Origin of the sequence: Ideonella livida, from assembly GCF_010499455.1 — a bacterium.
Classification (GTDB): Bacteria; Pseudomonadota; Gammaproteobacteria; order Burkholderiales; family Burkholderiaceae_C; genus Ideonella; species Ideonella livida.
Genome location: NZ_JAAGOH010000009.1, coordinates 78790 through 104262, shown reverse-complemented (window position 1 = coordinate 104262; position 25473 = coordinate 78790). Strand labels below are relative to the sequence as shown.

The 25473-nt window shown below is 66.3% G+C and carries 21 protein-coding genes and 1 tRNA gene; 9 read left to right on the top strand and 13 right to left on the bottom strand.

What is annotated here, in order from left to right:
- Positions 1-85: 85 nt before the first annotated feature.
- The 5 genes from G3A44_RS24240 (at position 86) to G3A44_RS09635 (ending at position 5921) form a co-directional block, all read left to right on the top strand.
- Positions 86-2755, top strand: coding sequence for a methyl-accepting chemotaxis protein (locus G3A44_RS24240; RefSeq protein WP_163457306.1), 2670 nt, complete (start codon positions 86-88; stop codon positions 2753-2755).
- Between the two features lie 53 nt (positions 2756-2808).
- Entirely contained in the window at positions 2809-3390 is a 582-nt protein-coding gene (locus G3A44_RS09650) for a chemotaxis protein CheW (protein WP_163457305.1), read from the top strand.
- A 12-nt stretch (positions 3391-3402) separates the two neighbouring features.
- Positions 3403-4200: a CheR family methyltransferase gene (locus G3A44_RS09645; protein ID WP_163457304.1), complete on the top strand. Its 798-nt coding sequence runs from the start codon at positions 3403-3405 to the stop codon at positions 4198-4200.
- 85 nt (positions 4201-4285) lie between these two features.
- Positions 4286-4744, top strand: coding sequence for a chemotaxis protein CheD (locus G3A44_RS09640; protein WP_239061782.1), 459 nt, complete (start codon positions 4286-4288; stop codon positions 4742-4744).
- A 52-nt stretch (positions 4745-4796) separates the two neighbouring features.
- Positions 4797-5921 (top strand): protein-glutamate methylesterase/protein-glutamine glutaminase, encoded by a 1125-nt coding sequence (locus G3A44_RS09635; protein ID WP_163457302.1) that lies wholly within the window; start codon positions 4797-4799, stop codon positions 5919-5921.
- 53 nt (positions 5922-5974) lie between these two features.
- Here the strand turns inward: G3A44_RS09635 and typA are convergent, their stop codons facing one another.
- The 6 genes from typA to rimP all read right to left on the bottom strand — a co-directional run bounded on the left by typA (position 5975) and on the right by rimP (position 14387).
- Entirely contained in the window at positions 5975-7807 is a 1833-nt protein-coding gene (gene typA, locus G3A44_RS09630) for a translational GTPase TypA (protein ID WP_163457301.1), read from the bottom strand.
- Positions 7808-7832: 25 nt separating this feature from the next.
- Positions 7833-8828 carry a tRNA pseudouridine(55) synthase TruB gene (gene truB, locus G3A44_RS09625; RefSeq protein WP_163457300.1) on the bottom strand — a complete coding sequence of 332 codons (996 nt, stop codon included), beginning with the start codon at positions 8826-8828 and terminating at the stop codon, positions 7833-7835.
- Positions 8825-9187: a 30S ribosome-binding factor RbfA gene (gene rbfA, locus G3A44_RS09620; RefSeq protein ID WP_163457299.1), complete on the bottom strand. Its 363-nt coding sequence runs from the start codon at positions 9185-9187 to the stop codon at positions 8825-8827. Before rbfA ends, truB begins: the two co-directional genes overlap by 4 nt.
- Before the next feature lie 93 nt (positions 9188-9280).
- Positions 9281-12307 (bottom strand): translation initiation factor IF-2, encoded by a 3027-nt coding sequence (gene infB / locus G3A44_RS09615; RefSeq protein ID WP_163457298.1) that lies wholly within the window; start codon positions 12305-12307, stop codon positions 9281-9283.
- Between the two features lie 50 nt (positions 12308-12357).
- Positions 12358-13836: a transcription termination factor NusA gene (gene nusA, locus G3A44_RS09610; protein ID WP_163457297.1), complete on the bottom strand. Its 1479-nt coding sequence runs from the start codon at positions 13834-13836 to the stop codon at positions 12358-12360.
- On the bottom strand, positions 13833-14387 hold the full coding sequence (rimP, locus tag G3A44_RS09605) for a ribosome maturation factor RimP (RefSeq protein ID WP_163457296.1): 555 nt from the start codon (positions 14385-14387) through the stop codon (positions 13833-13835). The genes nusA and rimP overlap by 4 nt, the downstream gene beginning before the upstream one ends.
- 348 nt (positions 14388-14735) lie before the next feature.
- Here rimP and G3A44_RS09600 point away from each other — a divergent pair, with 348 nt between their 5' ends.
- A complete protein-coding gene (locus tag G3A44_RS09600) occupies positions 14736-15524 on the top strand; it encodes an SDR family oxidoreductase (RefSeq protein ID WP_163457295.1) in 789 nt (262 codons plus the stop codon).
- A 62-nt stretch (positions 15525-15586) separates the two neighbouring features.
- Here the strand turns inward: G3A44_RS09600 and G3A44_RS09595 are convergent, their stop codons facing one another.
- Both G3A44_RS09595 and G3A44_RS09590 read right to left on the bottom strand, forming a co-directional pair.
- On the bottom strand, positions 15587-16549 hold the full coding sequence (locus tag G3A44_RS09595; RefSeq protein ID WP_163457294.1) for a glucokinase: 963 nt from the start codon (positions 16547-16549) through the stop codon (positions 15587-15589).
- A gap of 124 nt (positions 16550-16673) precedes the next feature.
- Entirely contained in the window at positions 16674-18932 is a 2259-nt protein-coding gene (locus G3A44_RS09590) for an arginine/lysine/ornithine decarboxylase (RefSeq protein WP_163457293.1), read from the bottom strand.
- A 243-nt stretch (positions 18933-19175) separates the two neighbouring features.
- On the opposite strand from G3A44_RS09590, the gene G3A44_RS09585 reads away from it, so the two are divergent.
- Positions 19176-19266, top strand: a tRNA-Ser gene (locus tag G3A44_RS09585).
- An 80-nt stretch (positions 19267-19346) separates the two neighbouring features.
- On the opposite strand, the gene G3A44_RS09580 is transcribed toward G3A44_RS09585, so the two are convergent.
- Positions 19347-20603 carry a YihY family inner membrane protein gene (locus G3A44_RS09580; protein ID WP_239061781.1) on the bottom strand — a complete coding sequence of 419 codons (1257 nt, stop codon included), beginning with the start codon at positions 20601-20603 and terminating at the stop codon, positions 19347-19349.
- A gap of 6 nt (positions 20604-20609) precedes the next feature.
- On the opposite strand from G3A44_RS09580, the gene G3A44_RS09575 reads away from it, so the two are divergent.
- Positions 20610-21077, top strand: coding sequence for a DUF2069 domain-containing protein (locus tag G3A44_RS09575; protein ID WP_163457292.1), 468 nt, complete (start codon positions 20610-20612; stop codon positions 21075-21077).
- Positions 21058-22476: an FAD-binding oxidoreductase gene (locus tag G3A44_RS09570; RefSeq protein WP_163457291.1), complete on the top strand. Its 1419-nt coding sequence runs from the start codon at positions 21058-21060 to the stop codon at positions 22474-22476. Before G3A44_RS09575 ends, G3A44_RS09570 begins: the two co-directional genes overlap by 20 nt.
- Positions 22477-22497: 21 nt before the next feature.
- On the opposite strand, the gene G3A44_RS09565 is transcribed toward G3A44_RS09570, so the two are convergent.
- Genes G3A44_RS09565 through nuoN form a run of 4 tightly spaced genes read right to left on the bottom strand, consistent with a single transcriptional unit; the run spans position 22498 to position 25471 of the window.
- Positions 22498-22974 (bottom strand): DUF1178 family protein, encoded by a 477-nt coding sequence (locus tag G3A44_RS09565; protein ID WP_163457290.1) that lies wholly within the window; start codon positions 22972-22974, stop codon positions 22498-22500.
- Positions 22971-23588 carry an NUDIX domain-containing protein gene (locus G3A44_RS09560; protein WP_163457289.1) on the bottom strand — a complete coding sequence of 206 codons (618 nt, stop codon included), beginning with the start codon at positions 23586-23588 and terminating at the stop codon, positions 22971-22973. The genes G3A44_RS09565 and G3A44_RS09560 overlap by 4 nt, the downstream gene beginning before the upstream one ends.
- A gap of 2 nt (positions 23589-23590) precedes the next feature.
- Positions 23591-23911, bottom strand: coding sequence for a DUF2818 family protein (locus G3A44_RS09555; RefSeq protein ID WP_163457288.1), 321 nt, complete (start codon positions 23909-23911; stop codon positions 23591-23593).
- Positions 23912-23962: 51 nt separating this feature from the next.
- On the bottom strand, positions 23963-25471 hold the full coding sequence (gene nuoN / locus G3A44_RS09550; RefSeq protein WP_163457287.1) for an NADH-quinone oxidoreductase subunit NuoN: 1509 nt from the start codon (positions 25469-25471) through the stop codon (positions 23963-23965).
- Positions 25472-25473: the final 2 nt, after the last annotated feature.

Genomic DNA, 25473 nt, shown 5'->3' with positions numbered 1-25473 from the left:
TCCCGCCCGACCGCCCGGCGCCCACGCTGCTGGCCACGGTCTGCCCGGCAGGCCCGCCCGCCAGCCCCAAGACCGCACCCACCCCATGCGCACCAACCTTCCGGTCACCCAGAACGAATACGTGCTGCGCGATGGCATGACCATCGTCTCGCGCACCGACCTCAAGGGCCGCATCACCCACGTCAACCCCGACTTCGTCGAAGCCAGCGGGTTCACCGAGGGTGAACTGATCGGCGAGCCGCACAACGTCCTGCGCCACCCGGACATGCCCGCCGAGGCCTTTGCCGACATGTGGAACACGCTGCGTGGCGGGCGCCCCTGGACCGGCATGGTGAAGAACCGCCGCAAGAACGGCGACCACTATTGGGTGGTGGCCAACGCCACCCCGGTCAAGGAAGGCGACAGTGTGGTGGGCTATATGTCGGTGCGCACCCGGGCCACGCGCGACCAGGTGGAGACCGCCGAAACGGCCTACCGCATGTTCCGCGAAGGCCGCGCCCGCGGCCTGGTGATCCATGAGGGCCAGGTGGTGCCCAGCAACCATCAAGGCTGGCGCCGCGCACCGGCGCGGGCCTGGGAACACGCGTCGCTGGGCGGCAAGTCCGGCCTGCTGGGATTGGGCAGCCTGCTGGCCTGCATCGGCAGCGGCGCCGCCGGCTGGCTGGCCAGCAGCCAGCCCGCCCTGGCCGCCCCGCTGGCGGGTGCAGCGGGCTTGCTGGCCCTGTTCAGCGCCGGCGCCCAGCTGCGCCTGGGCCGGCGCCTGGGCCGCACCCTGCAGGCGGCCACCGCGCACTTCGAGCGCTTCGGCCAGGGCCGTTTCGACGGTGTGGTCGAGGCCCGCGGCCACGACGAACTGGCCCAGGTGCTGCTGGCCCTCAAGCGGGTGCAGACCCGCCTGGGCTTCGAGTTTGCCGACACGCATCGCCGCGCCGAGGAGGCCACCCGCATCCGTCAGGCCCTGGACGTGACCGCCACCAACGTGATGGTGGCCGATGCCGACTACCAGATCGTCTATGCCAACAGTGCCCTGCAGACCATGCTGCGCGAGGCCGAGGCCGACATCCGCCAGGACCTGCCGCGCTTTGATGCAGCCACCGTGGTGGGCAGCAACATCGACGTCTTCCACCGCAACCCGGCGCACCAGCGCGGCCTGCTGTCGCGCCTGGACCGCACCCACACCACGCGCCTGTCGGTGGGTCCACGCCGCTTTGACCTGATCCTCAACCCCATCGTCTCGCAGGGCCGGCGCCTGGGCGTGGTGGTGGAGTGGAAGGACGTCACCCAGGAACTGGCCGCTCGGGAACACGAGGCCCGGCTGGCCGCCGAGAACGCCCGCGTCAAGCAGGCGCTGGACACCTGCTCCACCAACGTCATGATCGCCGACGCCGACTCGCGCATCGTCTACCTGAACCAGTCGGTGGTGGAGATGCTGCGCCGCAATGAGGCCGCCCTGCGCCAGAGCCTGCCCCACTTCGACGCCCGCCAGGTGCTGGGCCAGAGCTTTGACCAGTTCCACCGCAACCCGGCCCACCAGCGCAACCTGCTGGGCAGCCTCAAGAGTGAGCACAAGGTGCAGATCCAGGTGGGCCAGCTGGTCTTCGCGCTGACGGCCAACCCCATCGTCGACGCCCAGGGCACCCGCATCGGCACCGTGGTCGAATGGAAGGACCGCACCGCCGAAGTGGCCGCCGAGAGCGAGATCTCCGGCATGGTGGCCGCCGCGGCCCAGGGCGACTTCTCGGTGCGCCTGGCCACCGAGGGCCGCGAGCCCTTCTTCGCCAAGCTCGGCGGCATGTTCAACGAGCTGGTGGACACCGTCAGCGACACCATCGTGCAGGTACGCGCTGCGGCGGAGCAGCTCACCGCCGCCTCCGAGCAGGTCTCAGCGACCTCGCAATCGCTGTCGCAATCGGCCTCGGAGCAGGCCGCCAGCGTGGAGGAGACCTCCGCCTCGCTGCAGGAGATGGCCTCCTCGGTCAAGCAAAACGCCGACAACGCCCACATCACCGATGGCATGGCCACCCAGGCCGCTCAAGAGGCGACCGAAGGCGGCAACGCCGTGGGCCGCACGGTGGAGGCGATGAAGTCCATCGCCACCAAGATCTCGATCATTGACGACATCGCCTACCAGACCAACCTGCTGGCCCTGAACGCCGCCATCGAGGCCGCCCGCGCCGGCGAACACGGCAAGGGCTTTGCCGTCGTCGCCGCCGAGGTGCGCAAGCTCGCCGAGCGCAGCCAGGTGGCCGCCCAAGAGATCGGCCAGCTCGCCGGCACCTCGGTCAGCCTGGCCGAGAAGGCCGGCAACCTGCTGGCGCAGATGGTGCCGTCCATCACCAAGACCAGTGAGCTGGTGCAGGAGATCGCCGCGGCCTCCTCCGAGCAGTCCGGCGGTGTGGCCCAGATCAACGACGCCATGGACCACCTCAACCATGCCACGCAGCAGAACGCCTCAGCCTCTGAGCAGCTCTCGGCCACCGCCGAGGAGCTTTCGGCCCAGGCCACCCAGCTCCAGGAACTGATGGCCTACTTCCGCCTGCTCCAGGACGTGGCCCCGGCCCCAGAACCGACCCGTGCCCCAGGCCGCCCGGCCCGGCTGGCCCCGAGCGCCCCCGCGGAACGAACCGATGGCCCCCGCACCGGCCCGGCGGCACGCCCCGCCAACCGGCCGACGCCACGCCCCCCGGCCCCGACGGGCCGTGCCCCGGCGGCGCAGCGCCACGGCGTGGACGAATCCCAGTTCGCCCCGTTCTGAACCGCCATGTCCCCACGCTTCAACCCACGGTCCCGCCCTGACAGGAGCACGCCATGAGCCTGCATGCCAGCTCGGCCCCCCATGCCCCACCGCACGGTGCCCTGGCGCCCCTGCCCGGCAATGCCGACACAGGTGCCGCCGGCCTGCGCCAGTTCCTGCGCTTTGCCCTGGGCGAGGTGTCTTACGCCGTGCCCATCGATTTGGTGCGCGAGATCCTGGAGGTGCCACCCACCACCGCCATGCCAATGATGCCGTCCTTCGTGCGGGGGGTGATGAACCTGCGCGGGGCAGTGGTGCCGGTGATCGACCTGGCCGCCCGCCTGGGACTGCCCAACACCCCGCTGGCCCGGCGCACTGCCGTGGTGGTGGTGGAGGTGCCGCAGCCGCCGGGCGATGAGGGCGGTAACCGCGCCGATGCCCAGGTGCTGGGCGTGCTGGTGGACGCGGTGCATGAAGTGCTGGAGACGCCGGAGGCGCTCATCGAGCCGCCGCCCGCCTTGGGCACCCGCATCGCGCCACGCTTCATCGCGGGGATCACGCGGGCGCGGGGCCAGTTCGTGACCATCGTGGACCTGGGCCAGTCGCTGGACAGCGAGGAGCTGGCCCGGATGATCGCCGTGGAACTGCAGGACTGAGCCGACTGCGCCATGAACCTGTCGACCCCCTCCTTCAAGGCCGTCGTCCGCCTGTTCCACAGCATCTCGGGCATAGAACTCAGCGACGCCAAGCGCCCGCTGGTGGCCAGCCGCCTGCAGAAGCTGGCCCAGGACACCGGCGCACCCAGCCTGGACCATTTCGTCGAGCAGCTGCTGCGCGAGCGCAACCCGCAGGACATCGTGCGCGTGGTGGACAAGCTCACCACCAACGAGACCTACTTCTTCCGCGAACCCAAGCACTTCGAGTTCCTGGAGCAGGTGCTGGCCCGCCGCGGCCCGTCCCAGGAGCCCTTCCGGGTCTGGAGCGCCGCCAGCTCCACCGGCGAGGAGGCCTACAGCATCGCCATGGTGCTGGCCGACAAGCTGGGCACTGCCGCCTGGGAGATCGTCGGCACCGACCTGTCCACCGAGGTGGTGGACAAGGCCCGCCGCGGGCTCTACCCGATGTCCCGCGCCGAGCACACGCCGCCGGCCTACCTCAAGCGCTTCTGCCTGCGCGGGCAGGACCAGTACGAGGGTCACCTGCTCATCAAGTCCGAACTGCGCCAGCGGGTCAGCTTCCAGGGGGCCAACCTGACCGAGAAGTTGCCGGAGATCGGTCTGTTTGACGTGATCTTTCTGCGCAATGTGCTGATCTACTTTGATCCGGCAGGCAAGGAAGCCATCGTCCAACGTGTCATCCAGAGGCTCAAACCCCATGGCTACCTCTTCACCGGGCATGCGGAATCGCTCAGCCACCTCCGCAGCGGGCTGCGCGCCGTCCGCACCGCGGTCTATGCCCTCACCTGAGCGGCCGGCGCCGCCGGGCACCGCGTCACTGCCGGGGCGACCCCACGGTAAGGCCCATGCGCATGCGGGACAGCATCTGTTCCTGATGCCGGGCCAGTGGTACTTCGGCCACCAGCCCAGCCAGATCCGCACGCTGCTGGGCTCTTGCGTGGCCGTCACCCTGTGGCACCCCGGGCGCCGGGTGGGCGGCATGTGCCACTTCCTGCTGCCCCAGCGGCACAACGCGCCGGCACCAGGCTGCGTCAACGAGTACGACGGCCGCTACGGCAACGAGGCGGTGGCGATGCTGGTCCATGAACTGGAGAAACTCAAACTGCGGCCCGGCGAGTTCATCGCCCACCTCTATGGCGGAGCCGACACCATGCCCGACCAGGCCGGCGTCAAGCTCAATGTGGGCGAGCGCAACATCGAGATGGGCTGGCAGCTCATCGACCGCCATGGCTTCCAGCTCGACGGCGTGGACGTCGGCGATCACATCCCCCGCACCGTGACCCTGGCCATGGACACCGGACAGGTCGAGGTGCGGCGGGGTCGCCGGCACTGAGGCAGAGCCGGCGACCACCGCTCAACGCCCTACCTTCAAGGAGGCATGCCCCATGGCAGCCATCAAGGCGATGATCATTGACGACTCCGCCGTCGTCCGCAAATTTCTGGCTGACCTGCTGACGGCCGGAGGCATCGAGGTGGTGGGCACTGCGCCCGACCCCCTGTTCGCCTGGCCCAAACTGGCCAGCCTTCAGCCCGATGTGATCGTGCTGGATGTGGAAATGCCGCGCATGGACGGCATCAGCTTCCTGCGCAAGCTGATGGCCGAACGCCCCACCCCGGTGGTGATGTGTTCCACCCTGACCGAGGCGGGTTGCGAGACCACGCTGCAGGCCATGGCCGCTGGCGCGGTGGCCTTCGTGACCAAGCCCCGCCAGGGGCTCAAGAACTTTCTGGAGGACCGCAGCAACGGCCTGGTGGAAACGGTCAAGGCCGCCGCACGCGCCAACTTGCGGGCCTTGCCCGCCCTCGCGGCACTGGCGGGTGCGCCCCCGGTGGCCCGGGTCGGCATGCCCCTGGTCAACCCCGCCTCGCCCTTGCCGCCCAACGGCGGCCAGGCCATGGCCGAAACCACCGACCGGGTGATCGCCATCGGCGTGTCCACCGGTGGGGTGCAGTCCCTGGAGGTGGTGCTGCGTGCCCTGCCCCGTCACCAAGTGCCGGGCATCATGATCGTGCAGCACATGCCTGAACGCTTCACCGCGTCCTTTGCGGAGCGGCTCAACAAACTGTGCGAACTGGAGATCCTGGAGGCGCGTGACGGCGACCGCCTGATCCACGGCCGCGTGCTGATCGCCCCGGGCGGCAAGCACATGCGGCTCAAGCGCAGCGGCGCCCAGTACCACGCCGAAGTCATCGACGGGCCGGTGATCAACCACCATCGACCCTCGGTGGACGTGCTGTTCAAGTCCGTGGCGCAGCAGGCCGGCCGCAACGCCATCGGCGTCATCATGACGGGCATGGGCGATGACGGCGCCCGCGGGCTGCGGGACATGCATGAGGCCGGCGCGGTGACCGCCGCACAGGACGAGGCCAGCTGCGTGGTCTTCGGGATGCCCAAGGAAGCCATCCGACTGGGTGGCGCCGACGATGTGGTGCCCTTGGGCGACATCGCCCGCTGGCTGGTGCACCAGTCCAGCCTGCGGCCCGGCATGCGGGCCGCGCGCAGCACCTGAAGACGCTGCCAAGCCGCGGGGCCCGCCGTGCGGGCCCCTTCAGTCATCCCGACTCAGGCCGCGTTCTCGCGCTGGGCACGCTTGCGGTCGTGCTCCTTGAGGTGGCGCTTGCGCAGACGGATCGACTTCGGGGTGATCTCCACCAGTTCGTCGTCGTCGATGAAGTCCACGCCGTACTCCAGCGTCAGCTCGATGGGCGGCGTGATCTTGATCGCGTCTTCCTTGCCGCTGACGCGGAAGTTGGTCAGCTGCTTGGTGCGGGTGGCGTTGACCACCAAGTCGTTGTCACGGCTGTGGATGCCGACGATCATGCCTTCGTAGACCGGGTCGTTCGGCTTGACGAACATGCGTCCGCGGTCGTCCAGCTTGCCCAGGGCGTAGGTGAAGATCTCACCGTCGTCCATAGAGATCAGCACGCCGTTCTTACGGCCGCCGATCTCCCCCTTGTGGGCTTCGTAGCCGTCGAAGATCGACGAGATCAGGCCCGAACCACGGGTCAGGTTCATGAACTCGTTGGAGAAGCCGATCAGGCCACGGGCAGGAATGCGGTATTCCAGGCGCACGCGGCCATGGCCGTCCGGCTCCATGTTGAGCATCTCGCCCTTGCGCAGACCCAGGGCCTGCATCACGCCGCCCTGGTGGAGTTCCTCCACGTCGGCGGTGACCAGCTCCATGGGCTCGCACTTCACCCCATCGATGTCACGGAACATCACGCGCGGCTTGGAGACAGCCAGCTCGTAGCCTTCACGGCGCATGTTCTCCAGCAGGATGGTCAGGTGCAGTTCACCCCGGCCGCAGACCTCGAAGATGCCGTCCTCGTCGGTTTCCTTCACGCGCAGCGCCACGTTGCTCTGCAGTTCCTTCTGCAGGCGGTCCCAAATCTGGCGGCTGGTGACGAACTTGCCTTCGCGGCCGGCCAGCGGGCTGGTGTTCACGCAGAAGTTCATGGTCAGGGTGGGCTCGTCCACCTTGAGCATGGGCAGCGGCGTGGGATTGGCCGGGTCGGTCAGCGTCACACCGATGCCGATGTCCTCAATGCCGTTGATCAGCACGATGTCGCCCGGACCGGCCTTGGCGGTCTGCATGCGGTCCAGGCCCTGGAAGGTCAGCACCTGGTTGACGCGGCCCTTGAACTGCTTGCCGTCCGCGCCTTCCATCACCAGCACGTCCTGGGACGGCTTGAGCGTGCCCGCGTTGATGCGGCCCACGCCGATGCGGCCCACAAAGGTGGAGTAGTCCAGCGCCGAGATCTGCAGCTGCAGCGGCGCGTCAGGGTTGCCCTGGTGCGCCGGCACGTGGTTGAGCACGGTGTCGAACAGGGCGGACATGTCCGCGCCCCACTGGGCACCCGGCTCGCCTTCTTCCAGGCTGGACCAGCCATTGATGCCCGAGGCGTACACCACGGGGAAGTCCAGCTGTTCGTCGGTGGCGCCGAGCTTGTCGAACAGGTCGAAGGCGGCGTTGACCACCTTGTCGCAATTGGCACCGGGCTTGTCCACCTTGTTGACCACCACGATGGGGCGCAGCCCCAGGGCCAGGGCCTTCTTGGTGACGAAACGGGTCTGCGGCATCGGGCCTTCCTGGGCGTCGATCAGCAGCACCACACCGTCCACCATGGACAGCGCGCGCTCGACCTCGCCGCCGAAGTCGGCGTGCCCCGGGGTGTCCACGATGTTGATGTGGGTCCCCTTCCAGCTGACGGCGCAGTTCTTGGCAAGGATGGTGATGCCACGCTCACGTTCGATGGCATTGCTGTCCATCACGGTATCGACCACCTTCTCGTGCTCGGCGAAGGTACCGCTCTGACGCAGCAGCTGGTCCACCATGGTGGTCTTGCCGTGGTCAACGTGGGCGATGATGGCGATGTTGCGGATCTGTTGGCTCATGGGACAAGACCGGAGTGACCGGGTTTCATTGATTCAGGATGAGCGCCTGCACCTCATCGGGGCTGAGCAGGCGGTCGGGGATCAGTTCGCCGGAGGCGATGCTGGCGCTGCCCAGGAAGACAGCAGGATTCGGGCCATAGACCCTCACCGCCGGCGCATCGGGCAGGGCGACCCGACGCTTGAGACCTGTGATGAAGCGGCCGGACTCCTTGGCGTCCAGCAGCACCGTCGGCCAGTCGCCTAGCATGCAGTCCGGGCCGCGCAGCAGCTTGTCGCGTGCGGGCTCGTCCATCGCCTCCAGGGCCTCCAGGCTCACTGCGTCGGCCACGTCCAGGCGGCCGCTGCCGGTGCGCACGAGTCCTGCCAGGTGGGCGCCACAGCCCAGCGCCTCGCCGAGGTCCTCGGCCAGGGTCCGGACGTAGGTGCCCTTGGAGCAACGCACGTCGAGCGTGAGCAACAGCTGCGCAGGATCCCAGGCCACGATGTCAAGACGGTGAATCGTGATGCGGCGCGGCGGGCGCTCGATCTCGACGCCGGCGCGGGCGTACTCGTACAGCGCCTTGCCGTCCTTCTTGATGGCCGACTGCATCGGCGGGATCTGGTCGATCTCGCCCACAAAGCGCGCCACGGCGACCTGCAAGCCCTCAGGACTCACCTGCACCGGGCGCTCGGCCACGATCTCACCCTCGCCATCGCCGCCCACACGGGTCTGGCCCAGACGCACCAGGGCACGGTAGCCCTTGTCCGCCTCCAAGCTCGCCTGCGAGAACTTGGTGGCTGCACCAAAGCAGATGGGCAGCAGCCCGGTGGCCAGGGGGTCGAGCGTGCCGGTGTGGCCGGCCTTCTCGGCACGGAACAGGCGCTTGACCTTCTGCAGCGCGTCGTTGCTGGAAAGACCCAGCGGCTTGTCCAGCAGCAGCACGCCGTGCACGGGGCGGCGCGGCACGCGCGGACGGGGACCGGCTGGCCGCGCCTCAGGCGCAGCCAGGGTGTCGTCGGGAGCGATGGCGGGAGAACTCATTCCTTGGCGCGGGTGGCGTTGGCCTGCAGGATCAGGGCGTTCAAATCGGCCGCACGCGAAGTGCTGCGGTCAAAGCGGAAATGCAGGGTAGGCACGGTGTGGATGGCCAACCGCTTGAACAGCCCGTTGCGCACGAAGCCAGCAGCTTCGTTGAGGGCGGCCTCGGTGGCCTCCACATCGCCCACCAGCAGGGTGAAGTGGACGGTGGCGTGGGCATAGTCAGGCGTGACCTCCACGCCACTGATGGTGACCATGCCGATGCGCGGATCCTTGAGCTCACGGATGAGCTCGGCCACATCCCGCTGGATCTGGTCGGCCACCCGGAAGCTGCGGTTGGGGATGCTGCGTTTGTGTCGCATGGATGATTCCTTGGCTGGGCGTCCAGCAAGTGAAAACCCCGCCGGTCGCGGCGGGGTTGCAGGCGTGTGCCGGGCCCGCAGGCCCGGGAGGCATCACAGCGTGCGGGCCACTTCCTTGATCTCGAAGAACTCCAGCTGATCGCCTTCAGTGATGTCGTTGTAGTTCTTGAGCTTGATACCGCACTCGAAGCCTTCCTTGACTTCGCGGACATCGTCCTTCAAGCGCTTGAGCGACTCCAACTCGCCGGTGTAGATCACCACGTTGTCGCGCAGCAGGCGGAAGCGGGCGTTGCGGGTCACCATGCCGTCGGTGATCATGCAACCGGCCACGGTGCCGATCTTCGAGGCCACAAAGACCTGTCGGATCTCGGCCATGCCGATGACTTCTTCCTTCTGCTCCGGCGCCAACATGCCGGCCATCGCTGCCTTCACCTCATCCACAGCGTCGTAGATGATGTTGTAGTAGCGGATGTCCACACCCGAGTGTTCGGCCAGCTTGCGAGCCTGTGCGTCGGCACGGGTGTTGAAACCGATGATGATGGCCTTGGAGGCGATCGCCAAGTTGACGTCGGACTCGCTGATGCCACCCACCGCCGCGTGCACCACTTGCACCTTGACCTCGTCGGTCGACAGCTTGAGCAGCGAGGCGCCCAGCGCTTCCTGCGAACCCTGCACGTCGGCCTTGATGATCAAGGGCAGCAGCTGGGCGGCAGTGCCCTGGCCCATGCTCTCGAACACGTTCTCGAGCTTGGCGGCCTGGCGGCGGTTCAGCGTGACTTCGCGGTACTTGCCCTGGCGGAAGGTGGCGATCTCACGGGCCCGGCGCTCGTCGCCCAGCACCATGAACTCATCACCCGCCTGCGGCACATCGCTCAGGCCCTGGATCTCCACTGGAATGGAGGGACCTGCCTCGGCCACGTTCACGCCGTCTTCGTCCAGCATGGCACGCACGCGGCCAAAGCTGGAGCCTGCCAGCACCACATCGCCACGCTTGAGCGTGCCAGACTGGATCAGCACCGAAGCCACCGGGCCGCGGCCCTTGTCCAGGCGGGCTTCGATCACGATGCCCTTGGCGGCGGCGTCGGTCGGCGCCTTCAGCTCCAGCACCTCGGCCTGCAGCAGCACGTTCTCGAGCAGCTCGTCGATGCCCTTGCCAGTCTTGGAAGACACGCCGATGAACGGAGACTCACCGCCGAACTCCTCGGGCACCACCTGCTCGGCCACCAGCTCGCTCTTGACGCGCTCAGGGTTGGCTTCAGGCTTGTCGATCTTGGTCATGGCGACCACGATCGGCACACCCGCCGCCTTGGCGTGGCTGATGGCTTCCTTGGTCTGGGGCATCACACCGTCGTCCGCCGCCACCACCAGGATGACAATGTCCGTGGCCTTGGCGCCGCGGGCACGCATCGCCGTGAAGGCTGCGTGACCCGGGGTATCCAGGAAGGTGATCATGCCGCGCGGGGTTTCCACGTGGTAGGCGCCGATGTGCTGCGTGATACCGCCGGCTTCGCCTGCGGCCACACGGCTGCGGCGGATGTAGTCCAGCAGTGAGGTCTTGCCGTGGTCGACGTGACCCATCACGGTCACCACCGGGGCGCGCGGCAGCGCGTCGCCGGTGGCAGCGGCCTGCTCCTCCTCGGAGAAGGCTTCCGGGTCGTCCAGCTTGGCCGCCAGCGCCTTGTGGCCCATCTCCTCGACCACGATCATCGCGGTCTCTTGGTCCAGCTGCTGGTTGATGGTGACCATCTGGCCCAGCTTCATCAGCTGCTTGATCACCTCGGAGGCCTTGACCGACATCTTGTGGGCCAGGTCGGCCACCGAGATGGTTTCGGGCACGTGCACTTCCTGCTGGATGAACTCAGCCGGCTGCTGGAAGTTGCCACCACCGCCGCCACGCTCATCCCGGCGGCCACCGCGAGGCGCGCGCCAGCCGGGGCGGGAACCCGTCGGACCGTCGGTGCGACCCTTGGCCGGGACGCCCTTCTTCTTGGATTCGTCGGCCCAGCTGGACGACAACTTCTCGGACTTGACCGATTTCTTGTCGCCCGGCTTGGCGGCAGCGCCTGCCGCCGCCGGTGCCGGCGCTGCGGCGCCCGGCGTGGCCGGCTTGGCCGACTTGTGGATGGTGCCCTTGATGCCTTCCTTGGGCGTCTCCGCCGGCTTGGGCTCCTCAGGCTTCTTGGCCACCATGACCTTGGCCTTGCGGGCCATCATGTCGCGGATGGCAGCCGCCTCGGCCTCGGCGGCCTGACGGCGACGGGCGAGGTCGGCCGCGCGCTTCTCTTCCGCCTCGGCGTCCACCGCCTTGACCACACGGATGCCCGGCTTGCCCACGTCGGGCGCCGTGCCCTTGAGGCCGGCCGGTGCAGATGCCGGTGCGGGTACAGCCGCCGCCACCGGCGCGCCGGGACGAGCAGCCGCGGGGGCAGCCACCGGGGTGGGCGCAGCCGCCACGGGGGCGGGAGCGGAGGCGGGGGCGGGGGCGGGGGCCGCCTGGGCCTTGGCCTGTTGCGCAGCCGCAGCTTGGGCTGCGGCCTGGGCCGCCGCACGTGCAGCGGCCTCGGCGGCCTCACGCTCAGCGCGGGCACGCTCCTCGGCCTCACGTGCCGCCTGCTCGGCGGCCGCACGCTCGGCAGCGGCACGCTCGGCGGCTTCACGCTCGCGACGTTCCTGTTCTTCGCGCTGGCGACGCTTCTCGGCCAGCTCCTCTTCCTGCAGGCGGATCGCCTCGGCCTGCTGACGGGCCTCCTCGGCGCGGCGGGCCAACTCGGCCTCACGCACCGCGGCCTCATCCTCAGGCGCGCTGCCGCCCGCCACATCATCACGCTTGACGAAGACGCGCTTCTTGCGGACCTCGACTTGGATGGTGCGGGCCTTGCCGCTGGCGTCGGCCTGCTTGATCTCGCTGGTCGACTTGCGGGTCAGGGTGATCTTCTTGCGGTCTGCGCCAGAAGTACCGTGCGAATGACGCAGGTACTCCAGCAGACGCTCCTTGTCCGTTTCGGTCAGCACGTCGTTGGCCGACTGCTTGACGACGCCCGCGGCCTGGAGCTGCTCGAGCAGCGCCGTCGCCGGGCGTTGAAGCTCGGCGGCAAATTGTGCGACGGTGGTCACTGCCATGGTGGGTTTCCTCGATTCCGTATCCGTGTGCTCGTTGCGCTGTGCAGACCTCAGGCGGTGAACCAGTGTTCACGCGCTTTCATGATCAGCGCCTTGGCGCCGGCCTCATCCAGGCCGGCCATCTCGACGAGCTCATCGACGGCCAGATCGGCCAGGTCGTCACGGGTGTGCACGCCGCCATCGGCCAAGCGTGCGATCAGGTCTGAGTTCAGGCCTTCCAGGTCGCGCAGGTCCTGGGAGACCTCCTCGACCTTCTCTTCTCGGGCGATCTCCATGGTCAGGAGGGCGTCCTTGGCGCGGGTGCGCAGCTCCGACACGGTGTCCTCGTCGAAGCCCTCGATCTCCAGCATCTCCTGAAGCGGCACGTAGGCCACCTCTTCCAAGCTGGTGAAGCCTTCGGCGATCAGGATCTCGGCCACTTCCTCGTCCACGTCGAGCTTCTCGACGAAGAGCTTGCGGACCACATCGCTTTCCTGCGCCTGCTTGGCCGCCGACTCCTCAGCGGTCATGATGTTGATGCGCCAACCGGTCAGCTCTGACGCCAAACGCACGTTCTGACCGCCGCGGCCGATGGCGATGGCAAGGTTCTCCTCATCCACCACCACGTCCATCGCGTGCTTCTCCTCGTCGACCACGATGGACTGCACATTGGCAGGGGCCAAGGCACCGATGACGAACTGTGCCGGGTCCTCGGACCACAGCACGATGTCCACACGCTCACCCGCCAACTCGTTGGTCACCGCGGTCACACGCGACCCGCGCACACCCACGCAGGTGCCGATCGGATCCACGCGCTTGTCGTGCGAGACCACGGCGATCTTGGCGCGGCTGCCCGCATCACGGGCGCAGCTCTTGATCTCCAGCAGGCCTTGCTCGATCTCCGGCACTTCCTGCGCAAACAGCTCGACCATGAAGCCGGGAGCAGAACGCGAGAGCATGATCTGGGGACCGCGGGCGGCACTGTCGACGCCCGTGATGAAGGCCCGCACACGGTCACCCGTGCGCAGGTTCTCCTTGGGAATCATCTCGCCACGCTTGAGCCGACCTTCGATGCGCCCGGACTCAACGACGATATCGCCCTTGTCCAGACGCTTGACCGTACCCACCATGATGCGCTCACCGCGGGACAGGAAGTCATTGAGCAACTGCTCGCGCTCAGCATCACGGATCTTCTGCAGGATGACCTGCTTGGCGGCCTGGGCACCGATGCGACCGATGGGCACAGACTCGACGGGCTCCTCGATGTGGTCTTCCACCTCGATGTCCGGAATCTGCTCGCGAGCTTCAAACAGCAGGATCTCGGCGTCAGGGATCTGCAGACCCGCCTCATCGGGCACCACATGCCAACGCCGGAACGTCTCGTACTCGCCAGTGTCACGGTTGACCGCCACACGGATGTCCACTTCGCCGCCATGCAGCTTCTTGGTGGCCTGCGCCAGCGCCGCCTCGACGGCGCCGAAGACCACCTCGCGATCCACGTTCTTCTCACGGGAGATCGCGTCCACCAACATCAGCATTTCACGGTTCATTGTTCTTGACCTCCGTCCGTGGCGCCAGCTTCCTGCCCGTCCTGCGACGCCGCAGGCGCAGCCTTGCGGCGACCCTTGAAATTGATGACCGGCACCAGGCGAGCCTCGCGCACCTCTTGGAGCTCGAAACCCAGCACCTGCTCGACCTTGTCCTGGGTGAAGATGAGCTGCCAGCCACCACCCTCAGGTGCCGCCTGCAGCTGCCCTTCGAACTTCTTACGCCCCTGAAAGGGCAGCTTGAGGGTGATCTGCACCTGCTCACCGCTGAAGCGTGCGTAATGCGCCTCGGTCTTGAGCGGCCGATCCAGCCCCGGCGAGGACACCTCCAGCCGGGCGTATTCCACGCCTTCGACCTCAAGCAGGTACTGGAGTTGGCGGGTGACCGCCTCGCAGTCCTCCACCGTGACGAACTCGTGCTCGCCCGTGGGGTAGGCGTGACCGGGGACTCGGTCGATGTAGACGCGCAGCAACCCGCCACCTGTACGCTCCAGGTCGACGAGTTCATATCCCAATCCGGTCACGGTCTTCTCGACCGTCTGACTCCAGCTCATCAGGGCTTGTGTACCTTCCTAGGCCTAGCGTTGCACCAACGCCGGCACACCGCCTGGACTCCAGCTTCAGCTGGAGTCCGCACGGACCACCGGCGCAGCACCCCGGCGCGGCCCATGCCAGAACCTGGCCCAAGCCCTTCAACCCACCACTGCCCCTCAAGAGGCCCATCGCGGATCGAGCAAAAAAAATGGGCCGGAAGAATCCGCCCATCAGCTTGCACCCGGGGTGCAATTCTTGCGAAGCTAAGATTGTAGCGCGCAACTGGCACCGTCACAAGGCAGCAGATGCGCAATGGCAGTGCGTCATGCGAAAATCCGGCACAGTCATCCCACAGACAAGGAGCCAACATGGGTTTTCTCGCCGGCAAGCGGCTGCTGATCACGGGCCTGCTGAATAACCGCTCGATCGCATACGGCATCGCCAAGGCTTGCCACCGGGAAGGTGCCGAACTGGCCTTCAGCTATCAAAGTGAGCGCTTCAAGGCGCGGGCGGAAGAGTTCGCCGCCGAATTCGGCGTCAAGCATATTGTCGAACTGGACGTCGGCAGCGACGAGCAGATTGAGGCGGCCATGCGCCAGCTGGGCGAAGCCTGGGGCCAGTTCGACGGTTTCGTGCACGCCATCGCCTTCGCCCCGCGCGAGTCCATCGGCGGTGATTTCCTGGACGGCCTGTCTCGCGAGAGCTTCCGCGTCGCCCACGACATCTCGTCTTACAGCTTCCCGGCCATGGCCAAGGCTGCACTGCCCTACCTGCGCGAAGGCTCTTCCCTGGTGACCATGAGCTACCTGGGGGCGGTGCGCCGTGTGCCGGACTACAACACGATGGGCCTGGCCAAGGCATCCCTGGAAGCCAGCGTGCGCTACTTGGCGGAATCGCTGGGCCCGCGGGGCATGCGCGCCAACGCGGTGTCCGCCGGCCCCATCAAGACCCTGGCGGCATCGGGCATCGGCAACTTTGGCAAGAAGCTGACGCAGTTCGCGGCCAGCACGCCGATCCGCCGCCTGATCACCATCGAGGACGTGGGCAACGTCACCGCCTTCCTGCTGTCAGACCTGGCAGCCGGTGTGAGCGCGGAGGTGATGTATGTGGACGGCGGCTTCAGCCACATGACCACAGGTAGCAGCGAAGGCGCCTGACGCCATCGCCGACGGTCAGCCACGCAGGGCTGCCGTCCGCCACCCCGCCCTCCCGGCGGACTTCACTCGTCCAGGGCGTGGGCGGCGCCAAGCAGCGCTGGCGAGACCTGCGCGTCGATAACAAAAAGGGGAATGCGCGCGAGCATGGGCTGAAAGCGGCCCTTGGCCTCGAACCGCGCCCGCAGACCGGAGCGCAGCAGGCGATCCCCCAGGCGGGGCACGATACCACCGCCCAGATAGACGCCGCCCGTGGCGCCCAGGGTCAAGGCCAGATTGCCGGCCACGCTGCCCAGCCAGACCAGCATCAATTCCAGCGCTTCGTCGCAGCGGGCATCCTGCTGGGCAAGTGCCCGCCGGGAAACCTCAGCCGCACTCAGACGCTCGGTAGACACCACCCCATCCAAGGCACAGAGTGCCTCGTGCAGGTTCTCCAAGCCCTGACCCGAAACGGCGCGCTCGGCCGAGGCGTGCCCGAATCGCTCGTCCAACCACCTCACGACCGCCTGTTCCCTTGGTGTAACCGCCGGCAGGGTCACATGCCCACCCTCACCCGCCAAAGGCACCCAGCGATCCACTCCCACCGGCAGCAGGCCGGAGACGCCCAGCCCCGTGCCCGGACCGATCAGGGCCATGGGGCCGCGGGGATCGGCCGTGCCTCCACCGAGTTGTCGGACGTCCTGCACCGACAGGTGGGGTAGCGAAAGCGCCAAAGCGGTGAAGTCGTTGACCAGTGCGAATCGGGTCCAGCCCAGGGATTGCCGCATGGCCTCGATGGAGAAGGCCCATCCGGCATTGGTCATGCGCACCTGATCACCCAGCACTGGATTGGCAATACCCATGCCGGCCTGGACCACACTCAGCCCAATTTCGGACAGGTAGTGACGCACCGCAGCCTCCAGGGAGGCATGCTGCGCCACCGGCAGCGTCCGCACCTCCTCCAAGGGACCGCCGGGGGTGCGCTGCACCGCAAACCGCGCGTTGGTGCCCCCGATGTCCCCGACCAGGCGGGGATAGCCTGCTTGCATTCTTGACTCTCCGTGATTCTGATCAAGAACCGGATTGTCCCGGCGTACCCCTGCGTAATCCAGCAGGGCAGAAGGGGGCGCTGACGAACTCCCCTCACACCCGCCTGGCCGGTGGCATTCCCGCTCAGTCGAGCACGCAGTCGACGAAATAGCGACGCACACCGTCGGCGCCGGTCTCGGCCACCAAGCCATGGACGTCGGCACCGAAGCCCGGGAACTGGGCATTGAACTCACGGGTGAACCGCAAGTAATCCACCACCCGGCGGTTAAAGCGCTCGCCCGGGATCACCAACGGAATCCCCGGCGGATAGGGCGTGAGCATGGCCGTGGTCACCCGCCCTTCCAGATCATCGATCTGAACGCGCTCGGTCTTGCGGTGGGCGATGCAGGCGTAGGCATCGCTGGGCTTCATGGCCGGCTCCAGCTCCGCCAGATAGACCTCGGTGGTCAGGCGGGCGATGTCACCCTTCGCGTAAGCCTCATGCACGCTCTGGCAAAGATCGCGCAGGCCCATGCGCTCATAACGCGGATTGGCCTGACAGAACTCCGGCATGATGCGCCACAGCGGCTGGTTGCGGTCGTAGTCGTCCTTGAACTGCTGCAGCGCGGTCAGCAGGGTGTTCCAGCGGCCCTTGGTGATGCCGATGGTGAACATGATGAAGAACGAGTACAGGCCCGTCTTCTCGACCACCACGCCGTGCTCGGCCAGGAACTTGGTGACGATGCTGGCCGGAATGCCGCTCTTGGCAAAGCGCCCCGACACATCCAGGCCCGGGGTGATGATGGTGGACTTGATCGGGTCCAGCATGTTGAAGCCCTTGGCCAGCTTGCCAAAGCCATGCCAAGCCTCATTGGCCTGCAAGATCCAATCCTGCGGCTGACCAATATCCTCGACCGCCAGCTTGTCCGGACCCCAGACCTGGAACCACCAGTCCTGACCGTACTCCTCGTCGACCTTGCGCATCGCGCGCCGGAAATCCAGCGCCTCTCGAATGCTCTCCTCGACGAGCGCCGTGCCGCCAGGCGGCTCCATCATGGCCGCGGCCACATCGCAGGAGGCGATGATCGCGTACTGCGGCGAGGTGGACGTGTGCATGAGATAGGCCTCATTGAAGAGGTGCCGATCCAACTTCACGGTCTGCGAGTCCTGCACCAGCACCTGGGAGGCCTGGCTGATGCCGGCGAGCAGCTTGTGGGTGGACTGCGTGGCATACACCACCGCCTGCTTGGGGCGCGGACGGCTCTTGCCCATGGCGTGATAGGCGCCATAGAACTTGTGGAAGGCGGCGTGGGGCAGCCAAGCCTCGTCGAAATGAATGGTGTCCACCCAGCCATCCAGCTTGGCCTTGATGGTTTCGGTGTTGTAGAGCACCCCGTCGTACGTGCTCTGGGTCACGGTCAAGATCTTGGGACGCACCTTCTTGGCGTCCACCCCCTGGAGCAAGGGATGACGCGCGATCTTCTTCTGGATGGCCGCCTTGCTGAACTCGCTCTCGGGGATCGGCCCGATGATGCCGTAGTGGTTGCGGGTCGGCGTGAGGAACACTGGGACCGCCCCCGTCATGATGATGGAGTGCAGGATGGACTTGTGGCAGTTGCGATCCACCAGCACCACGTCACCCGGGGCCACCGTGTGGTGCCACACCATCTTGTTGGAGGTGGAGGTGCCGTTGGTGACAAAGAAGCAGTGGTCAGCATTGAAGATACGTGCCGCGTTCTTCTCGCTGTCGGCCACCGGACCCGTGTGATCCAGCAACTGGCCGAGTTCCTCCACCGCGTTGCAGACGTCGGCACGCAGCATGTTCTCGCCGAAGAACTGGTGGAACATCCGGCCGATCGGGCTCTTCAGAAACGCCACGCCACCCGAGTGACCCGGGCAGTGCCAGGAGTAGGAGCCGTCCTGCGCATAGTGCATGAGCGCACGGAAGAACGGCGGCGCCAGGCCGTCGAGGTAGCTCTTGGCTTCTCGGATGATGTGCCGGGCCACGAACTCTGGCGTGTCCTCGAACATGTGGATGAAGCCGTGGAGCTCGCGCAGGATGTCGTTCGGAATGTGCTGGCTGGTGCGCGTTTCGCCGTACAGATAGATAGGAATGTCGGCGTTGCGGAAACGGATCTCGCTGATGAAGTTACGCAGGTTCAGCACAGCCGGATCCAGCTCGGGGCCAGGTGTGAACTCCTCATCGTCAATCGACAAGATGAAGGCGCCCGCACGGCTTTGCTGCTGGGCGAACTGGCTGAGGTCGCCGTAACTGGTCACACCCACCACCTCGAAGCCCTCCTTCTGGATGGCGTCCGCCAGGGCGCGGATGCCCAGGCCCGAGGTGTTCTCGGAACGGAAGTCCTCGTCGATGATGACGATGGGGAAATGGAAGCGCTGCATCAAAGCTCCGGGCGGGCCAGCAAGGGGAAACAGGGGTGGAAACGGCAAAGGGCGAAGTGTAGGGCTGATGCATGACAGCACGCGAGCGGAACCCGCAGAAAGGGCGGGACGCCGCCTCCCGGCTCCAGACGCCCGGTCAACCGCCAGCCGGTGGACCTACCCAAAGCCGCTTTCAGAAAATGCGCGGAAAGCACTTGCCAATACCCAGACCCTATGCCTACAATAGCAGGCTTCACCTGTCCCGGAGGGATGGATGAGTGGTTTAAGTCGCACGCCTGGAAAGCGTGTGTGGGTTAATAGCCCACCGCGGGTTCGAATCCCGCTCCCTCCGCCAGATTTAAGCCCATGCACTGTGTGCATGGGCTTTTTTCTTGTCTGAGCCACCTTACAAGGTCGACTCCGACCCCAAGCCCTTCAGGCTTCCGCGTTCGGCAGGATTTGCGCCAAGGTCAGGGCGCCCAGGCCCATCTGGGCCAAAAACCGTGCATTGGCCGGATGGGGCTGCAGCAGCAGCAGTTCCATCAAGGCGGCCGCCGGCCGTTGCGCCGGATCGATCAGCAGCACATGCCGCTGCTCTCCATCCTCATCCAGCCTGGCCACCCAGTCAGCCCGCACCAACCGGTCAAGCACCGGCTCCAACTGCAGGGGGTCAACCGCCAGGCCCGCACCCAGGCCTAACAGATCCAGCCCTCCCCGGCCCTGCTGGCGCGCCCGATGCAGCAAGCCCAGGACGCCAAGCGCCAGGGTGAAGGCCTGGCCCGGCATGGGCCGCCATCGCGCCAGCTGAAACTGCAGCGTGGGCGCATAGGCGGCCACCACCGCCCCTAGCAGCACGATAGACCAGACGAGGTACAGCCACAGGAGAAATATGGGCACCGTGGCGAATGCCCCGTAGATGGTCGAAAGCCCAGAGACGGAACCGACGTACCAGCCCAGACCCCGTTTGGCCAGTTCCAGACCGACGCCCACGAAGAGGCCGCCTGCCAGCGCATGTCGCCAGCGCACCTGTGTGTTGGGGACGAAATGAAACAATGCACTGGCAAAGCCGCACAGCAATGCGAACTCCAGCACGTCCAGCGCAAAAGCCACGCCGCCCGGCAAGGCGCTGACCAAGCCGCGCGAAGCGGACAAAGCGTACGACGTCAGGCTCAAGCTCAAACCGAGCACCAGCGGGCCCAACGTCACGGCTGACCAATAGATCAACACCCGCTGCCCGATCGGTCGTGGCCGCCTGACACGCCAAATGCTGTTGAGCGCCCGGTCGATGGTCAGCATCAGGCTCACGGCGCTGACCACAAGCACGATGATCCCCATGACGCCCAGTCGATTGGCCTTCTTGGCAAACTGGGTGAGGGACCCCAGAACCGGCTTGGCGATCGCATCCGGAACCAGACTCTGCAGGAAGTACTTCTGGAGTGACTCCTGAAAGGCGGAGAACATGGGAAACGCCGTGAACACCGCCAAAGCCACGGTGAGCAACGGCACCAAGGCGATCAGTGTGGTGAAGGTCAGGCTGCCGGCGGTCATGCCCAGCCGGTCCTCACGAAAGCGCTGACGCAGCACCTGCCAGGTGTCACGCCAAGGCCAAGCCCGAAACGACGTCCACCCGGCGCGCACCGTGCCGCGCCAACCGGCTCCTGCCTCATCTGGTTTCTGCATGGCGAATATCATGCCAGCATGATTGAAACTTCAGACGCACCCTCGACCGCAGTCCCGGGTCCTTGGGTGACGCTGTCTCGGCGCCTGGCCCTGGGTGGAACCCTTGGACTGATCGTGCTGGGCCTGGCCTGGGAACTGTGGCTGGCACCTACCGGCAGCGGCTGGCTCGCCGTGAAAGTCCTACCGCTGGGCTTGGCGCTTCCCGGGCTCTGGCGGTTTCGCATGTACACCTACCGGTGGCTGAGCCTGCTGGTCTGGCTCTATTGCCTGGAGGGGCTGGTCCGGGGCACCAGCGCTGGCGGCGCCGAGCAATGGCTCGCTTGGATCGAGGTCCTGCTATGCGTCGCGTTGTTCACCGCCTGTGCGCTGCAAGTAAGGGTGCGTCTGCAAGCTGCCAAGCAGCGGACGAACGCCGCAGCCCCGGCGACGGCAACGCAAGACTCTGACGTACGAACGTCCGCCGACCATGAGCGCGCCCCTTCTTGAGCTGAGCGACCTCCTGGGTCCCAAGGGTCTGCAGGCCACGGACGACCCTCAAGTGGCACCGTGGCTTCAAGACTGGCGAGGCCGCTACCGCGGCCGGCCGCTGGCGGTCGCCAGCCCTGAAGACCACGATCAAGTGCAGGCGACCTTGGCCTGGAGCCGACGCCACGGCATTCCCGTGGTGCCGCAGGGCGGCAACACCGGCCTGGTTGGCGGTGCGACGCCGGACACCAGCGGAGGCCAGTTGCTGCTCAGTCTGCGCAGACTCTGCCGCCACTTGACCATTGATGCCGACAACCAGACGGTCTGTGTCGATGCCGGGTGCACGCTGCAGCAGTTGCAGGAGGCTGCCAACGCTGCAGGATGGCTCTTTCCGCTCAGTCTGGGGTCCGAATCGCAATGCACCGTGGGCGGCGTGTTGGCCACCAATGCCGGAGGCGTCCAGGTGCTGCATTACGGCACGGCACGGGACCTTTGTTTGGGCTTGGCGGCTGTGCTGGCGGACGGCAGCAGCTTCAGCCAACTGGGCGGCCTGCGCAAAGACAACACCGGCTACGACTTGCGACACCTCCTCATAGGCAGCGAAGGCACCCTGGGCGTGATCACCCGCGCCACGCTAAAGCTCTTCCCCCGCCCTGCGCGGGTGATCACCGCCTGGCTGCAGCTGGAAAGCCTGGAAGCGGCAGTGCATCTGTTCCGTCTCGCCCGGCAGGCCCTTTCGGACGTGCTCACTGCTTGTGAGGTGATGGGGCCGGAGGCGCTGAACGTGGTGCTTGAGCAAATGCCGGAACGGCTGAGCGCCTTGCCCGACACTCGAGGTTGGCACCTGCTGATCGACATCAGTCTGCCCAGCTGGGCTGGCGAGGGCGACGGCGCCATCGAGTGGCTGCATGCCCAGCTGGAAGCCGGGCGCCTGAGGCGGGCACTGGTGGCCCAGGATCTTCGTCAGGCACAGGCCCTGTGGGCGATCCGGGCAGCGATTCCGCCGGCACAGAGTCGGGATGGCTTGAACGTCAAGCATGACATCGCCTTGCCGGTGAGCGCCCTGCCCCGTTTCCACACGGCCTGCGCCCACGCCCTGGAAAGCCTGGTCCCCGGCGCACGTCCAGTGGTCTTTGGACACCTTGGCGATGGCAACCTGCATTACAACGTGCGCGCCCCCCGTGGAGAGTCACCCGCTGATTTCCGCGCACGTCACGAGGGCACGGTGAACCGCTGCGTGCACGACCTGGTGACAGCCCATGGCGGAAGCATTTCCGCGGAACACGGCATCGGCAGCCTCAAGGCAGACGCATTGGCGCACTACAAGGCACCCGCAGCCCTGGCGGCCATGCGCTCAATCAAACGCGCACTGGACCCGCTCGGCCTGCTCAACCCGGGCAAGGTACTGGTGCCAGACTGAGCATCCCGTCGGGGCAGGCTCTCAGTGCTTCGGGCGGTCCCACCCTTCAGGCAGGGGCACCGCCAAGACCTCTATACCTTCTTCGCGCAGGGCCTCGCGCTCTTCGGCACTGGCTTGACCGCGAATGCCCCTCTCCGGCGCATCTCCACGGTGAATGGCCCGAGCTTCTTCCGGAAAGCGCTCTCCCACATCCTCCGTGCGGGCGAGCAACTCTCGGCAAGCTGACTCCAGCCATTGGGCCACGACCTGTGCGGATGGACTGCCTCCAGTGGCTGCCGCTGGAGCGTGGGGCGCTTCGGGCCTGGCAGCCGGCGTCGCCGCCTGGGACTGCACGCGCAGGTTAAGCCGCGGCGCACTGGGCCGACGCTCAATCCGAAGGTCTTGGCAAACCGGACAGGACACCAAGCCCCGCTCCCGCTGCGATTCATAGCCCGCCAGGGAGTCAAACCAGCCTTCGAAGATATGGCCCTGGCCACAGCACAGGTCCAAGACTTTCACACTGTGCCCTCTGCGCCCCAGTCCGCCACCGAACGCCATACAGGTGTCCAGCGGCCGTCCAACATCGCGCGCAGGTAATGCATTGCCACCAAGGTCTTGGCGTCGGGCAGTTCGCCACGCCAAGACAGGGATTCCAACTCCTGCACGGACATCGCAGATACCTCGAGCCATTCCCCGGCATCCAGCGCTGCCGGGCCCGGGGTCAAACCCCGGGCGAACCAAAGGTCGATGAACTCTGTGGAGTACGCCGGCGCGTTGAACATGCGGGTGGCGAACGCGAGTTCCGCCGCCACATACCCCGTCTCCTCGCGCAACTCACGCCATGCGCACCGCCAAGTGGGCTCCTCGCCGTCCCGCTTGCCCGCGGGAAACTCGCACAACACTTGGCCCACCGGGTAACGGTGTTGATGTTCCACCACCACGCGCCCGTCAGGCAGCAAGGGCACCACGATGGCAGCACCGTTGTGCACCACAAACTCTCGGGTGGACTGTGCCCCATCCGGAAGACGGACCGTATCCACCTTGAGCTGCAGCAGCCGCCCTCGGAAGGCTTCCCGACCTTCCACCTTGGTCTCGGTCAGACCAGAAGACCACCCTTCGGCTTGCGGATGCATCTTCAGTTCAAGTCAGAAACAGTGGCGGCACCACGGGAGCGCCGAACGAGGAATCGCCAGACGAAACCGGGAAAGGCCAGGGTGAGCCCAAGTGCCACAAAGGCTGCGTAAAACGCCCAACCCTGTGGGCTGCGCTGCCCGCCCCAAGACTCAAGCGCCACACCGAGCCCAAGCGCCAAACCCATCCACACGACCCACTCGAGCAGACAACCGGCCAGACCCTTGGTCCCCAGTCGCCGCGGTATCACGAGAAACCACCGCTCACTGAGAAAGGGGAGATTGGCTGCGGCGGCCAAGCTCAACAGCACGATCACAGCGTCCATGAGATGACCCTGGAGAAACCTGCCCGCCTCGCCGCCATGCCCAAGGCGGCGTCAGCCCGCCAACGCCGCCACGATGACATCGCGGCAGACCGCCATGAGACCGTCCGGCAACAAGCCCAGCCCCAGCGCGGCGGCACCATTCAGTGCGAGCAGCGCACCCACCCCGCCGTGGCCGGCCACCGTGGCAGGTTCTTGCGAAGTCGGCTCGTCAAAGTACATGACCTTCACCACGCGCAGGTAGTAGAAGGCGCCGATCAGCGACAGCAGCACCGCCACGACGGCCAGCACGATGTAACCAGTGACGCTGGTGGTCACCAGTGCCTGCAGGACGGCGAACTTGGCGTAGAAGCCGACCATCGGCGGCACGCCGGCCAAGGAGAACATGAAAACCGTCATGACACCGGCCAACCAGGGGCTGCGCCGAGCCAAACCGGACAAGTCCGCCAGTTGTTCACACTCGCGGCCATCTCGGCTCAGGTACATGATCAGGCCGAAAGTCCCCAGCGTGGTCAGCACATAAGTCACCACGTAGAACATGGCAGAGCTGTAGCCGTTGGCTGCCGACAATGTGTTGGCACCGATGACCGTGGGGGTGAAGCCCAGCAGCATGAAGCCCAGCTGCGCGATAGCCGAATACGCCAACATGCGCTTGAGGTTCGTCTGGGCGATGGCGGCCAAGTTTCCCACCGCCATGGACAACACGGACAGCAGGATCAACATCTGTTGCCAGTCGGCAGCCAAACCGGTCAGGCCCTCCACCAGCAAGCGCACGGTGATGGCAAACGCCGCAAACTTGGGCGCACCACCAATCATCACGGTCACCGCGGTCGGCGAACCCTGATAGACATCAGGCACCCACATATGGAACGGGACCACACCCAGCTTGAAAGACAGCCCTGCCACGATGAACACCACGCCAAACACCAGGACAGCCTTGTTGATCTGACCGGTCTGGATGGCGTTGAACACGTCCGGAATGTCGAGCGAACGGGTCGCACCGTACATCATCGACATGCCGTACAGCAGGAAACCGCTGGCCAACGCACCAAGCACGAAGTACTTCATCGCCGCCTCGGTGGACACCGCGTGGTCGCGACGCAGGGCGGCCAGCGCATACAGCGACAGACTCATGATTTCCAGGCCCACGTACAGAACCAGGAAATTGTTGGCCGAGATCATCACCAGGATGCCCAGCAACATGAGCAAGGCCAGCACGAAAAACTCGCCCTTGAGCAGGTCACGGTCAGCGATGTAGGGCTGGGCGTAGGCCAGCGTCAGCATCATGGCCAGCGAGGCGCAGCCGGCCAGGGCGTGACCCATAGGATCGGACACCACCAGCCCCTGCATGGCGTACACCGAGGCAGCCGCCCCTGTGGCACCCAGGCCTTCAAGCATCGCACCCAGGTGCAACCAGGCTACGGCAGCCAAAGTGGCTTGGCTCAGCCAGAAAGTGAGACGGCGGCGGGCGTCGGTGACCTGCAGGTCGACCAGCGCGATCACGCAGGTGGCTACCACCAAGAGGATCTCAGGCGAGATCGTCAGCCAGTTCATTTGGTTCATGG